Genomic DNA, 13,146 nt, shown 5'->3' on the forward strand with positions numbered 1-13,146 from the left:
GCATTAATGTTAACAATATTTGCTCTTCAAGATAGTTTTGGTACTGCTTGTAACGTAACAGGAGATGGAGCATTAACAATGATATTAAATGGATTATATGGAAGTAAGATTAAATAGTAATTAAAAAAATAGAATAGTGATCAAATAAAAATCTGCCAACTTATAAGAAATTTTAAGTTGGCAGATTCTTTTTAAAATTTTATGTTTTCCATTCGATCAAAAGCTTCTTTTAATAAAGGTATTTCCAAAGTACAAGCTATTCTAATGAATCCTTCTCCACCAAAAGTCTTGCCACTTATAACCATAATTCCATAATTTTCAACTAAAAATTTTGAAAATTCATCAGAAGTCATTTTAGTTTTTTCAATATTTATGAACAAATATATTCCTCCTTGAGGTTTAAAGCAATCTAGATAAGAAATATTTTTTATTCTATTATATGAATAATCAACTCTTTCTTTAAAAATAGGAACAATATCTTTTTTTATTCTTTTGAAATCTTTAATAGCATGAAGAGCACCTCGTTGGGAAATAGCTGGAGCACTATAGATTATAGCTTCATTAATAAAGCTCATACAGTCAATTATATCCTTGCTACCAATTGCATAACCTATACGCCATCCAGTCATTGCAAAGTCCTTAGAGAAGCTACAGATGCTCACAGTTCTTTCTTTCATATCTGGTAATGTATAAATTGGGGTAAAAGAATTATTATATGTATAAAAATCATAAACATCATCAGCTATAATAAGAAGATTATATTTTATTGCAATTTCTCTTATAATATTAAGACTTTCAATATTATAACAAACTCCAGTTGGGTTAGAAGGAGAGTTTACTATAATTGCTTTTGTTTTAGATGAAATACTTTTTTCTAAATCCTCTTTGATAATTTGGAAATTATTTGAAAATTTTGTTTCAACCACTTTAGTAATTCCATTTGCAAGGGAAATAGCATCTGCGTATACTGGGAAAAATGGTGCTAGAACAACAATTTCATCTCCAGGATTAGTAATTGAATTTATTAAAAGATAGATAGCGTGGCAAGCTCCAGTAACAACTAAAACATTTTCCATTGAAAAATTATAGTTGTTAAAATTAGTTCTATGATAGTTACAAATCTCCTCTCTCAATTCAGGATAACCATAGGGATCAGTGTAGTGTGTATGTCCATTGAGAGCATCTTTCATAGCTTTTTCTATTACTATTTTATCAGTTGTAATATCTAAGTCTCCAATTCCCAAATTAATAGGTGAATATTTACAGTTTTTATTAAAAGTATTACTACCCATTGAATGGGTCATGTTTTTAAATCTCTTTGCAATAAAATTATTCATACGGACCTCCTAGTAAATTATTTATAAAGTAGAGCATTTTTTAAATTTGTTTCATTAATATTAAAGTCAAAATCAATAATATCTGGAGAATTTAGTATATTCTTTAATATTTCATTTTCTTCCTTTAAAAAGTCCTCTAAAGGTACAATCTCTTCTAAGGATATAGGTAATTTTAAATTTTTATAAAAATCTAAAAGGAGATTATATTCTTCATGTTTTTCTTCAATTAAAAGTTGAACTAAAATACCAAAAGCAACAACTTCCCCATGAAGATGATCTTTTTCAACACTTGGTAAAGTTGTAAGTCCATAAAAAACTGAATGAGCTATTCCTCCATTGAAAAATTCGTCAACTAAATTAGAAACCATACCAGTGTTAACTATAATAGTAAGAACAACTTGTTTAAATTCCTCTGTTATTTCAGATTCAAAATATGCTATTTTTGAATTATCTAGAATAATGTTTTTACAATTATTAGCAAGTTCTATCCCCATTAGACTTGGAAAATTAATTTTTGAGTTTTCTTTACTTAAATTTTCTTTTTTTAAATTAACTTCATAGTATTTTCCTAAAGTGTCCCCTATTCCAGCCCATAAATATTGATTAGGTGCGTTATTTATAGTCTCTAAGTCTATAAAAACTTTGTTTGGAGGAGTTTTAAGAAAATATAAATCTTTAAATGAATGATCGTTATTATATACCACAGAAACAGCAGAAGTACTAGCACAAGTTGAGGCTATTGTAGGGATGGCAAAGAGTTCTACATTTATTTTAGAAGCTATAATTTTTCCTGTATCAACAGCTTTTCCTCCTCCTGCAGCAATAACAAGATCAAAATTTTCTGTGGAAATTGAATCAATAATGTCTTGAGAATGCTCATAAGAACATTCTCCAAGGTATTTTTTTAATGTATAATTTTTATTTTCTAGTATTGGTAAAAATTTTTCTTTAATAGCATTAAATGATTTTTCACCAGTTACAATTAGAATATTATTAAAATCTTTTATTTCTTTTTTTAATGTTTCCCAAATTTGGTTATTAACAAAATAATTTGTAAAATTAAAGTTTTCTTCCATTTTTACACTCCATATTTTTTTCTTAAGTTGGAAATAGTTCCATCTTTTAACATTTCGCTTAAAGCAGTATTTACTTTTTCAAGAAGTTCTGGATATTTTTTGTTAACAGCTATTGCTTTAGGTTCTCCAGCTAAAGTTCCAATTAACATTAGATCTTTATTGTGAGAAACATAGTTATCTCCAACACTTTTATCAACTACCATAGCATCTATTTTCCCAGCTTTTAAAGCTACAAGGGCAGGTGTATTACCATTAAAAGGAATTACTTTTGAATTTTTAATTTTTTTAGCACTTGCCTCTTTAGTTGTACCAAGTTCTGCTCCAAAAGTTTTCCCTTCCAATTCAGCAATTGAATTTATAGGATTACTTTTACTTCCTATAAAGGCAACTTCAGAAGAAAGATAAGGCACTGAAAAGTTAACAGCTTTAGCTCTTTGTGGAGTGATGCTCATTCCTGCAATAACAAGGTCAAGTTTGTTAGTTTGAAGAGCTGGAATTAAACCGTCAAAGGACATATTAGACCATTTGTATTCAACTCCCATTCTCTTTGTTAGTTCAGTTATAATATCAGCGTCTAATCCTGAAATTTTATTATTTTCCATATATTCAAATGGTGGATACTCAGCATTTGTTCCAATATATAGTTTTGAACTTCCAAAGGAAAAGGTAAAAGTGATAATAGACAGTATAAAGATTATAAATTTTTTCATAGTGGTTCCTCCTTAAAATAAATAAAAAAAAAAGACAATTATCCTAGTTAAAAGAATAAATGTCTATAATTACAAAATTAATAAATAAAAATTGAAACAAAATTAAAATTATAAATTAAGAAATTTTTCCATAGGAATACAAATTAATATTAACATTAAATTTTAATATACTCCTTAGGCTCCTTAGCTTCATAATAATCCTCCTTCAATTTAGTTGAAATGATTATAATATAAATAAGAGGAAAAGTCAATAAAAAGATAAAGAAAAAAATGCGGATTAACCGCATTTTTTAGTTTTCTTCTATATATTTTTTTAATCTGTTAACTACTTCTTCTAAGATAGGGAGATCGTAGATAGAAGATATTCTAAAATAATTTTCTACACCAAAGGCTACACCTGGCACTAGGGCAATCTTTGATTTTTTAAGTAAATCAATAGCAAAATCATAAGATTTTAACTTTGAAATTTTAGAATAATTAACAAAAATATAGAAAGCTCCTTTAGGTTTAACTGGATCAAGTCCTAATTTTTTAAACTCTTCATATAAATAAAGAGCTCTTTTTTTATAAACATTTTTAAATTCACTTCTGTCATCAAATTTTTCCATGGCAACTTCTCCTGCAAGTATTGAAACAGCCATTGGGGAACTTAATGTATAAAGAGTTGTGTTTAAAAAGTTTTTTCTATATTCAAGTGGGAAAATAGTATAACCTATTCTCCAACCAGTCATAGAATGAGATTTTGAAAATCCATTTATAATAATAAGTTGATCTTTTAGATTTTTAAATAAACCAAAAGAATAAAATTCTTCAAAGGCAAGTTCACTGTAAATTTCGTCAGAAATTACGAATAAATCTTTTCCTGCTAAAAAGTCAGCAAGATTTTTCATTTCTTCATATCCCATAACATTTCCTGTGGGATTACAAGGGTTGCAAAATAGTACGGCCTTTGTTTTATTAGTTATATACTTTTCTAAAACTTCAGGGGTTAAAACAAAATCATGTTTTGATATATCAATTGGTACAGGCTTTGCATAACAAAGTTCAATCATAGGAGGATAACCTGCATAATATGGAGCAAGTACAATTACTTCATCCCCTGGGTTAAGTATAGTTCTAAAGCAAGAAGAGATAGCCTCTGAAGCCCCTACATTTACAATGACATTATCAGTTTTATATGATGTATTATATTTTTTATTATAATGGTTGGCAATGAGAGAACGAATGCTTTCTCCTCCACCTGTTGGTGGATATCCAAGTTTTATTTTTTTAGCTTTTTCAAATGCTCCTATTACAATTTCCTCAGGTGTTTCTAAATCAGGTTCACCTACAGTTAAATCTATAACATTTGAATAATTTAGAGCTTCTTCTTTTAATGCTCTAATTAAAGAATATTGTAAACCACTAACTACTTTATTTATTTCCATTTATGTCTCCTTTGCTTAAGATTATTTTCTTAAGTCTTCAACAAGTTGAGTTTTTCCTAAAGTTTTATCATCAACTGTTTTTATTATTTTAGCGGGATTTCCTCCAACAACAGCTCCTGCAGGAACATCTTGTAATACTATAGATCCAGCTCCAACAACGGCTCCTTTTCCAATTCTAATTCCTTCAATAACTACAGAATTAGCACCAATTAAAACATTGTCTTCAACTATTACAGGCGTTGCAGAAGAAGGCTCAATAACTCCAGCTAAAACTGCGCCAGCTCCAATATGACAATTTTTTCCAACAGTAGCTCTACCCCCTAGGATAGCCCCCATGTCTATCATTGTATTTTCTCCAATTATAGACCCAATATTTATAACAGCTCCCATCATGATAACTGCATTATCTCCAATGGTAACTTTATCTCTTATAACAGCTCCAGGTTCTATTCTTGCTTTTATATTTCTAAGGTCAAGAGTAGGAACTCCAGAATTTCTTCTGTCATTTTCAATATGAAATTCTGTGATCATATCTTTGTATTCTTCCAATACTCTAGATATTTCTTCAGATTCTCCAATTAAGATATAAGAACCTTCTCCTTTAAAAACTTTTGCAGTTGTTTTTAAATTGTCTAGGTCTCCATTGATATATGCTTTTACAGGTGTACTTTTTGTTGAGTTTTTTATAAATGCGATTATTTCTTCAGCAGTGTTTAATTTGTTCATTGATTTCCTCCAATTAAAATATATCTTTCATAGAATAAAGTCCAGCAGGTTTATTAGCTAAGAATTTAGCAGCAGTTAAAGCACCTTCAGCAAATATTTTTTTAGACATTGCTGTATGTTTTATTTCAATTATTTCATCATTACCACAGAATAAAACAGAATGTTCTCCAACTATAGTTCCTCCTCTAACAACATGCACTCCAATTTCATTTTTTTCTCTTTTCTTAATACCTTCTCTACCATATTGTTCTATCATTTTATCTTGGCAACCATTTTCAATAACTTCCAAAATACTTTTAGCAGTTCCACTAGGTGAATCTACCTTTTTATTGTGATGTTTTTCAATAACTTCAATGTCATATTTTCCATATAATACAGGTACAATTTTCTTAAGGATATCTTGCATTAAATTAACTCCAAGAGACATATTAGAAGATAAAAGAATAGGTATTTCTTTTGAGAATTCCTTTAATTTTTCTAAAGTTTCATTATCATATCCAGTAGTTGCAATAACTAGTGGAAGTTTGTTATTTTTAGCATAGTCAAGAAGTGAATTTAACCTAGAAAAATGAGAAAAATCAATAATTACATTTCCCTTTTCATTTGTTAATTCATCTGCAAAACCACTTAAATTTAGATTTTTATCATCTGCGATTAAATTAGAAACTTCTTTTCCCATAGCTCCTGTTCCGTGTATAATTATATCCATTTTTCAACTCCATATTCATTTAATATTTTATGTAAAGTTAGTTTATTTTCTTCAAACATTTCCCCAAGAGGTAATCTGCAAGGACCAACTTCATATCCTAAAAAATTCATAGCATCTTTTATTGGGATAGGGTTTGTTTCAATAAATAAAGCATTTACTAAACCATTATAATCTAATTGTAATCTCATTCCTTTATTTATGTCACTATTTAAAAATGAAATAACCATTTCGTGAGTTATTTTAGGTATTATATTAGCTGAAACAGAAATAACACCTCTTGCTCCAAGGGATAACAAAGGAATAACCATGTCATCATTACCAGAATAAATTGTAAGGGAAGGTACTACTCTAGCAATTTCAGCAGCATATGAAATATTTCCACTAGCTTCTTTAATTGCAATAATATTATCAATCTCAGCTAATTTTTTCAAAAGAGGTATTGATAAATTAACACCTGTTCTAGAAGGTACATTATAAAGAATGATTGGACAATCAACAGCTTCAGCAATGGATTTGTAATGGTTGTAAATACCATTCTCATTTCCTTTGTTGTAATAAGGTGTAACAATTAATAATCCATCTACTCCAAGTTTTGTAGCAGCAATACTAAATTCCAAAGCATGTCTAGTATCATTTGAACCAGTTCCTGCAATAACAGGAATTCTATTATTAATAACGTCAACAGTAAATCTAATTACGTCTAAGCTTTCTTCATCTGTCATAGTTGCAGATTCTCCAGTTGTTCCATTAATAACAATAGCATCTGTATTATTTTCAACATGGAATTCTAGAAGTTCTTTAAGTTTAGGATAGTTTACCTCCATTGAATTTGTAAATGGTGTAATAATTGCAACTCCTGATCCTGTAAATAAGGTCATATTTATTCCTCCTGTTTAGATTATTTATATATTAAGTGATTTTATAATTTGAGCAGTATTCATAGTTGCTCTTTTTTATTAAATTGTAGAAAATTATTAATGGTACTTAGTATTTGACGTAAATAAATACAATTCTGTTATTTATAACTAATTTTTTATAAATTAAATTCTTTAGCAACAGCTTTTACAGCAGTCTCAACTAAATCTCTATCAATACTAGATGAGACACTTATTTCAGAAGTAGTTACTTGATAAAAATTAATGTTAGCTCTACTTAAAGATGAAAAGAATCGTCCAGCAATACCTGAATTATTAATCATTCCAACTCCAACTATTGAAATCATACCTAAATTATCATTATAGTCAACTTCAGCTTCTGGAATATTAGCTTTTACTTTGCTAATAACTTGTTCTAATAAATATTTTTCATCAGAGTTACAACTGAAAGAAAGGTCAACATGGCAATCCTTTGTCATATTTTGTGTAATCATATTTATATTTAATCCCCCAGCATCTACAAGTGAGAATATTTCAGCTATTTTTTCACTAGAATATCCAATATTTAAGATTCTAGTAATAATAATTTCCTTTGTAACACTTATTCCTGTAACTAATTTCTCCTCTAAATCATTAATTGTATTCATAATATAAGTTCCTCCTGATTCGTTTAAAGATTTACCAACGAAGATAGGCACATTGTATTTTTTACCTATTTCCACAGCTCTAGTTTCCATAACTCCAGCTCCTAAATTAGACATTTCCATCATTTCTTCATAGGATAATTTTTCTATAAATTTAGCACCAGGATGAATTCTAGGATCAACGCTATATATTCCGTCAACATCAGTATAGATTCTACATTCACACTGTAATGTTGCTGCTAGTGCAACTGCACTAGTGTCAGATCCACCTCTTCCAAGAGTTGTGATATCTCCATCTTCATTAATTCCTTGAAAACCAGCTACAACAACAATTTTACCTTTTTTAAGATAACATTTAATTTTTTCAGCATCAATACTATTAATTTTACTTTTTGTATGAACTCCAGTAGTTAGAATATTTGCTTGAGATCCTGTTAGAGAAATAGCACTTGAACCCATTGAATTAATTGCCATTGAAATAAGAGAAACAGTTTGTTGTTCTCCAGTTGAAAGAAGAGAATCCAATTCCCTTTGATCAGGATTTTCAGAAATATCTTTGGCAAGAGATATTAATTTATTGGTAGTTTTACCCATTGCAGAAGCAACTACAACTATCTCACTATATTTAGTTTCTTTTAATTTTATAATATACTTGGCAATAGCTTTTATTTTATCAATTGTTGCAACACTAGAACCACCGTACTTTAACACTACTCTCATTTATAAATCTCCTTTGTAATAAAATTTAATTAAATAAAAAAACCAACAGTCAACAAACTGTTGGTCTAGTAATTTCTACTAAAGCTCATACTAAAATTTTAGTAAGACACAACAGAAAGCACAACATTGAATACTCAATGACAGTAGTGCAACTGTTAATTACACTCCCAATATAAACTTTACCTAAAGTTTATACTTCGGCAACTTTCCCTTTCACTATATTTCAAAGTTTTAGGTAAACTCCATATAGTTAATAATGTCAACTGCTCCTCAATCTGGTTTATATTTAATTAATGCATATTATACACGGATATTCATTAAATTAACAATATATTCTATAAATGTTATAATGAAATAGAATATATTTTATTTAGTTGCTATTTTGTATTAAACTTGTTTTAATTAGGTGAAAGAAAAAATAGGAGGAGAGTTCATGAAAAAAAATGCGTTTTTAGAATCAGCAGATAGGGTGGAGGATTTTGTTGTAAATATTAGAAGAAAATTACATAAATATCCAGAATTAGATTTTTCTCTTCCAAAAACAACTGAAATAATTTGTGATACATTGGACCAATTAAAGATAAACTATAAAAAAAATATAGGTAAAAGTGGCATTGTTGCAGAGATAGAGGGTAAAAATAAAGATATAACATTAGCCTTTAGAGCTGACATGGATGCACTCCCTATTTTGGAAGAGACTGAATGTGACTTTAAGTCAGAGCATAGGGGGAAAATGCATGCTTGTGGACATGATGCTCACATGAGTGTTTTGCTTGGTGTAGCAAAGGTTATTTCTGAAAATATTAAAGAATTACCTTGTAATGTAAAATTAATATTTCAACCTGCAGAGGAGACAACAGGTGGTGCACTGCCTATGATTAAAGAAGGTGTTCTTGAAAATGTAGATGGAATATTTGGATTACATGTGGATCCTTCAATAAGTGCAGGGAAAATAGGAATTAAATATGGGCCTATGAATGCAGCTTCAACAAGAATAAAAATAAGAATAAAAGGAAAAAGTTGTCATGGAGCTTATCCTAGTACAGGGGTTGACTCAATAGTTGTAGCAGCCCAAGTAATAACTGCTCTTCAAACAATAGTTAGTAGAAGCATAGATTCAAGAGAATCTTTAGTTTTAAGTTTTGGAAAAATTATAGGTGGAGAAACAGAAAATGTAATAACTGGAGATGTTTTATTAGAAGGTGTAATAAGAACTCTTTCTAATAAATTAAGGGACTCAGTAAAACCTAAAATAAAAAATATGGTTACATTAATATGCGAAGGTATGGGAGCAGTAGGGGAAGTTGAATATATTGATAGTTATATGGCTCTTATAAATAATGACAAATTTGTTGATATTGTAAAGAAAAGTGGAGAAAATGTACTAGAGAGTAAAAATGTTAAGGAAAAGAAAATTCCTGAAATGGTAGTTGAAGATTTTGCCTATTATTTAGATAAGGTTCCAGGAGCTTTTTTTAATCTTGGAGTTGGAATGAGAACAAAAGAAAATAAACCACTTCATAACGGATCATTTTCTATAGATGAAAAATCTCTTGCTATTGGAGTAAAAGTTCAGGTTATGAATTTGTTAAATGCCTATGAATATTTAAATAAAAATAATGACAATTAATTAAGATTTTTTATAAAAAGAGGGAATTTAATTTCCCTCTTTTTTATTTTAGTTGACTAATATAAAAAATAGTGATAGTATTATTTTAGTACCCCCCTATACGGGGGCCAAGAGGAGGAAGAAGAATGAATGAAGAAAGAAAGAAAGCGTTACAAACTTTAAAGATAGCAAAAGGACAAGTGGAAGCTTCAATTAAAATGATAGAGGAAGACAGATATTGTATAGATATTTCAAATCAAATTTTAGCTTCTCAATCTCTTCTAAAAAAAGCTGATATATTAATAATTAAGCAGCATATGAAACATTGTGTAAAAGAATCATTTGAAAATAATAATGAGGATGAAAAAATAGATGAAGTAATAAAACTTTTAACTAAGATGATTGGAAAATAAGGAAAGGGATAATTATGACAAATAAAACACTAAAAATTCAAGGAATGACATGTGCTGCTTGTGCAAAAACAGTTGAAAAAGTTAGTAAAAAATTAGAAGGAGTTAATGAGGCAAATGTTAATTTAGCAACAGAAAATTTAAATATTACCTTTGATGAAAATGTATTTTCAGAAGAGAAATTAAAAAAAGCTATAGAAGATGCAGGGTATACAGCTTTAAATGAAAAAGAGGCTCCTTCCTTTGAGGAGAATAAGAGTGAAAAAGAAAAAGAAGTGAAAATTTTCTGGAAAAGATTTATAATATTAGCTATATTTACAATACCTCTTTTGTATATATCCATGGGACATATGTTTGGTCTACCATTACCTGGTTTTTTAAATCCTAATATTAGTCCAATTAATTTTGCTTTATCTCAATTAATATTAACAATACCAGTTGTAATATTGGGATATAAATTTTATACAGTTGGGATTAAAACTCTAGTTAAAGGAAATCCTAATATGGATTCATTGATAGCTATAGGTACTGGTGCAGCATTTCTTTATGGAGTATATGCAGTTTATCAGGTTATAAATGGAAACATTTTTTATGCAAAAAATTTATATTTTGAATCAGCAGCAGTTATTATTACTTTAATTTCTTTAGGGAAATATTTAGAAGCTGTTTCCAAGGGGAAAACTTCAGAAGCAATAAAAAAATTAATAGATTTAGCACCTAAAACAGCTGTAGTTATAAAAAATAATAGAGAAATAATTACTCCAATTGAAGAGGTTAAAGTTGGAGATATAATAATTGTAAAACCAGGAGAAAAGTTCCCAGTTGACGGGGAAATTATAGATGGTCATACTTCAGTTGACGAATCAATGCTTACTGGAGAAAGTATTCCTATAGAAAAAAATGTAGGGGATAATTTAGTAGGAGCAAGTATTAATAAAAATGGATTTATAAAATATAAGGCAACAAAAATAGGAGAAGATACTACTCTTGCTCAAATAATAAAATTAGTTGAAAATGCCCAAGGTTCAAAGGCTCCAATTGCTAATTTAGCAGATATTATAGCAGGATATTTTGTTCCAACAGTTATTGGTTTAGCTCTTCTATCTGGATTAGCTTGGTATTTTATAGGGGGAGAGTCAGTTGAATTTTCATTAACTATATTTATTGCAGTTTTAGTTATAGCCTGTCCTTGTGCTCTTGGGTTAGCAACTCCAACAGCGATAATGGTGGGAACTGGAAAAGGTGCTGAAAATGGAGTTTTAATAAAAAGTGGTGTAGCTTTAGAAAGAGCCCATGAAATAGAAATAGTTATATTTGATAAAACAGGAACTATAACAGAAGGAAAACCTAAATTAACAGATATTATAACCATTGGAAATACAAAGAAGGAAAAATTATTACAATTAATTGCATCAGCAGAAAAGGGATCAGAACATCCCCTTGGAGAAGCGATAGTTAATGACGCAGTGGAAAATGGAGTTGAATTTAAAGAAGTAACTTCCTTTGAAGCTATTCCAGGTCATGGAATTCAAGTTATGATAGATGGAAAGAATATTCTAGCTGGAAATAGAAAACTTATGCTAGATAAAAAGATTGATTTGGAACAACTAGATGACATTGCTGATAGACTAGCTACAGAGGGTAAAACTCCAATGTATATAGCTATTGATTTTAAAGCTGCAGGTATAATTGCAGTGGCAGATACAGTTAAAAAAAATAGTAAGAGAGCAATAGAAAAGCTTCATGAAATGGGAATTAAAGTGGCAATGATAACAGGAGATAATAAAAAAACAGCAGAGGCTATTGGAAAGCAAGTGAATATAGATACAATTCTTGCAGAAGTTCTTCCAGAGGATAAGTCAAAGGCTGTTAAAAAATTTCAAGAAAATAATAAAAAAGTGGCAATGGTTGGAGATGGAATTAATGATGCCCCAGCTTTGGCACAGGCAGATATTGGAATAGCAATTGGAAGTGGTACAGATGTAGCCATTGAGTCAGCAGATATCGTTCTTATGAAAAGTGATTTAATGGATGTTCCTACAGCTATTTTACTTAGTAGAAGTACTATTAAAAATATTAAACAAAATTTATTTTGGGCATTTGGTTATAACGTTTTAGGAATTCCAATTGCAATGGGAGTATTACATTTATTTGGAGGACCATTATTAAATCCAATGATAGCAGGTACTGCTATGAGTTTTAGTTCTGTATCTGTTGTAACTAATGCACTTAGATTAAAAAGATTTAAAATAGGAGGAGATATTATGAAAAAAGAAATATTAATAGAAGGAATGAGCTGTATGCATTGTGTTAAACATGTTACAGATGCATTAAATGGAATCTCAGGAGTAACAGATGTGTCTGTTAATTTAGAAAGTAAAATGGCAACATTTAATGCTTTAGATAATGTGAAAGATGAAACTTTAAAAGCTACTATTGAAGAAGCTGGATATAAAGTTATTAAAATAAATTAACAGAAAATGAAAAAAAGCTTTACAAAAGAGCATTTACGGGCTATAACCATAGTAATACTTAAGATAATTTATTAGGAGGATGGTTATGACAAAAAAAGAGTTTGTAGTGGATATTGCTGAAAAGGGCGAAATAGCAAAAAAAGATGCAGAAAAGTTTGTAAATTTATTTTTGGATACTGTAACTGATAATTTAGAAAAAGGAAATTCAGTAGGTTTTGTTGGTTGGGGTAAATGGGAAGTAACAGAAAGATCAGCAAGAGAAGTTAGAAACCCTCAAACAGGTGAAAAAATGCAAGTAAAAGCAAAAAAAGTTGTTAAATTTAGAGTAGGAAAATCTCTAGAAGAAAAAGTTGCAAAATCAAAAACAAAAAAGAAATCAAAGTAAAAAATAATTATACTGTAAACAATAAAAAAGATGAATTCTATAAA

At 29.1% G+C, this 13,146-nt stretch carries 13 protein-coding genes and 1 riboswitch; of the genes, 5 read left to right on the forward strand and 8 right to left on the reverse strand.

Going from position 1 to position 13,146, the window contains the following annotated elements; translation table 11 throughout:
• Positions 1-117: cation:dicarboxylate symporter family transporter (locus GIL12_RS04815; RefSeq protein ID WP_163469242.1), on the forward strand; the 117-nt coding region annotated here is incomplete at its 5' end.
• Positions 118-191: 74 nt separating this feature from the next.
• On the opposite strand, the gene GIL12_RS04820 is transcribed toward GIL12_RS04815, so the two are convergent.
• From GIL12_RS04820 to GIL12_RS04855, 8 genes are all read right to left on the reverse strand, one after another.
• Complete coding sequence (locus GIL12_RS04820; RefSeq protein WP_163469243.1) at positions 192-1,337, reverse strand: aminotransferase class I/II-fold pyridoxal phosphate-dependent enzyme; 1,146 nt, start codon at positions 1,335-1,337, stop codon at positions 192-194.
• Between the two features lie 17 nt (positions 1,338-1,354).
• Positions 1,355-2,413, reverse strand: a complete 1,059-nt coding sequence (locus GIL12_RS04825) for an iron-containing alcohol dehydrogenase (protein ID WP_163469245.1) — start codon at positions 2,411-2,413, stop codon at positions 1,355-1,357.
• A gap of 2 nt (positions 2,414-2,415) precedes the next feature.
• Positions 2,416-3,123, reverse strand: coding sequence for a transporter substrate-binding domain-containing protein (locus GIL12_RS04830; RefSeq protein WP_163469247.1), 708 nt, complete (start codon positions 3,121-3,123; stop codon positions 2,416-2,418).
• A 290-nt stretch (positions 3,124-3,413) separates the two neighbouring features.
• Positions 3,414-4,550 (reverse strand): pyridoxal phosphate-dependent aminotransferase, encoded by a 1,137-nt coding sequence (locus tag GIL12_RS04835; RefSeq protein WP_163469248.1) that lies wholly within the window; start codon positions 4,548-4,550, stop codon positions 3,414-3,416.
• Positions 4,551-4,571: 21 nt separating this feature from the next.
• Positions 4,572-5,276: a 2,3,4,5-tetrahydropyridine-2,6-dicarboxylate N-acetyltransferase gene (dapD, locus tag GIL12_RS04840; protein WP_163469249.1), complete on the reverse strand. Its 705-nt coding sequence runs from the start codon at positions 5,274-5,276 to the stop codon at positions 4,572-4,574.
• Positions 5,277-5,289: 13 nt separating this feature from the next.
• A complete protein-coding gene (gene dapB, locus GIL12_RS04845) occupies positions 5,290-5,985 on the reverse strand; it encodes a 4-hydroxy-tetrahydrodipicolinate reductase (protein WP_163469251.1) in 696 nt (231 codons plus the stop codon).
• Positions 5,976-6,863, reverse strand: coding sequence for a 4-hydroxy-tetrahydrodipicolinate synthase (dapA, locus tag GIL12_RS04850; RefSeq protein WP_163469252.1), 888 nt, complete (start codon positions 6,861-6,863; stop codon positions 5,976-5,978). The genes dapB and dapA overlap by 10 nt, the downstream gene beginning before the upstream one ends.
• Before the next feature lie 155 nt (positions 6,864-7,018).
• Positions 7,019-8,224, reverse strand: a complete 1,206-nt coding sequence (locus tag GIL12_RS04855) for an aspartate kinase (RefSeq protein WP_163469254.1) — start codon at positions 8,222-8,224, stop codon at positions 7,019-7,021.
• A 108-nt stretch (positions 8,225-8,332) separates the two neighbouring features.
• A riboswitch (Lysine riboswitch) is annotated at positions 8,333-8,506 on the reverse strand.
• 151 nt (positions 8,507-8,657) lie between these two features.
• Between GIL12_RS04855 and GIL12_RS04860 the strand changes: the two genes are divergently transcribed.
• The 4 genes from GIL12_RS04860 (at position 8,658) to GIL12_RS04875 (ending at position 13,102) form a co-directional block, all read left to right on the forward strand.
• Positions 8,658-9,854, forward strand: coding sequence for a M20 family metallopeptidase (locus GIL12_RS04860; protein WP_163469256.1), 1,197 nt, complete (start codon positions 8,658-8,660; stop codon positions 9,852-9,854).
• 125 nt (positions 9,855-9,979) lie between these two features.
• Positions 9,980-10,246 (forward strand): metal-sensing transcriptional repressor, encoded by a 267-nt coding sequence (locus GIL12_RS04865; protein WP_163469257.1) that lies wholly within the window; start codon positions 9,980-9,982, stop codon positions 10,244-10,246.
• Between the two features lie 14 nt (positions 10,247-10,260).
• Positions 10,261-12,717, forward strand: coding sequence for a heavy metal translocating P-type ATPase (locus GIL12_RS04870; RefSeq protein ID WP_163469259.1), 2,457 nt, complete (start codon positions 10,261-10,263; stop codon positions 12,715-12,717).
• 85 nt (positions 12,718-12,802) lie between these two features.
• Entirely contained in the window at positions 12,803-13,102 is a 300-nt protein-coding gene (locus GIL12_RS04875) for an HU family DNA-binding protein (RefSeq protein WP_163469261.1), read from the forward strand.
• Positions 13,103-13,146 lie beyond the last annotated feature (44 nt).

The sequence above is a fragment of the Fusobacterium sp. IOR10 genome, from assembly GCF_010367435.1.
Taxonomy (GTDB): Bacteria; Fusobacteriota; Fusobacteriia; order Fusobacteriales; family Fusobacteriaceae; genus Fusobacterium_B.

Bases quoted from the DNA above. Each gene is read 5' to 3' on its own strand.
- GIL12_RS04835 (WP_163469248.1), bottom strand. From the start codon at position 4,550: ATGGAAATAAATAAAGTAGTTAGTGGTTTACAATATTCTTTAATTAGA.
- GIL12_RS04830 (WP_163469247.1), bottom strand. From the start codon at position 3,123: ATGAAAAAATTTATAATCTTTATACTGTCTATTATCACTTTTACCTTT.
- GIL12_RS04820 (WP_163469243.1), bottom strand. From the start codon at position 1,337: ATGAATAATTTTATTGCAAAGAGATTTAAAAACATGACCCATTCAATG.
- dapD (WP_163469249.1), bottom strand. From the start codon at position 5,276: ATGAACAAATTAAACACTGCTGAAGAAATAATCGCATTTATAAAAAAC.
- GIL12_RS04870 (WP_163469259.1), top strand. From the start codon at position 10,261: ATGACAAATAAAACACTAAAAATTCAAGGAATGACATGTGCTGCTTGT.
- GIL12_RS04865 (WP_163469257.1), top strand. From the start codon at position 9,980: ATGAATGAAGAAAGAAAGAAAGCGTTACAAACTTTAAAGATAGCAAAA.
- dapB (WP_163469251.1), bottom strand. From the start codon at position 5,985: ATGGATATAATTATACACGGAACAGGAGCTATGGGAAAAGAAGTTTCT.
- dapA (WP_163469252.1), bottom strand. From the start codon at position 6,863: ATGACCTTATTTACAGGATCAGGAGTTGCAATTATTACACCATTTACA.
- GIL12_RS04875 (WP_163469261.1), top strand. From the start codon at position 12,803: ATGACAAAAAAAGAGTTTGTAGTGGATATTGCTGAAAAGGGCGAAATA.
- GIL12_RS04855 (WP_163469254.1), bottom strand. From the start codon at position 8,224: ATGAGAGTAGTGTTAAAGTACGGTGGTTCTAGTGTTGCAACAATTGAT.
- GIL12_RS04825 (WP_163469245.1), bottom strand. From the start codon at position 2,413: ATGGAAGAAAACTTTAATTTTACAAATTATTTTGTTAATAACCAAATT.
- GIL12_RS04860 (WP_163469256.1), top strand. From the start codon at position 8,658: ATGAAAAAAAATGCGTTTTTAGAATCAGCAGATAGGGTGGAGGATTTT.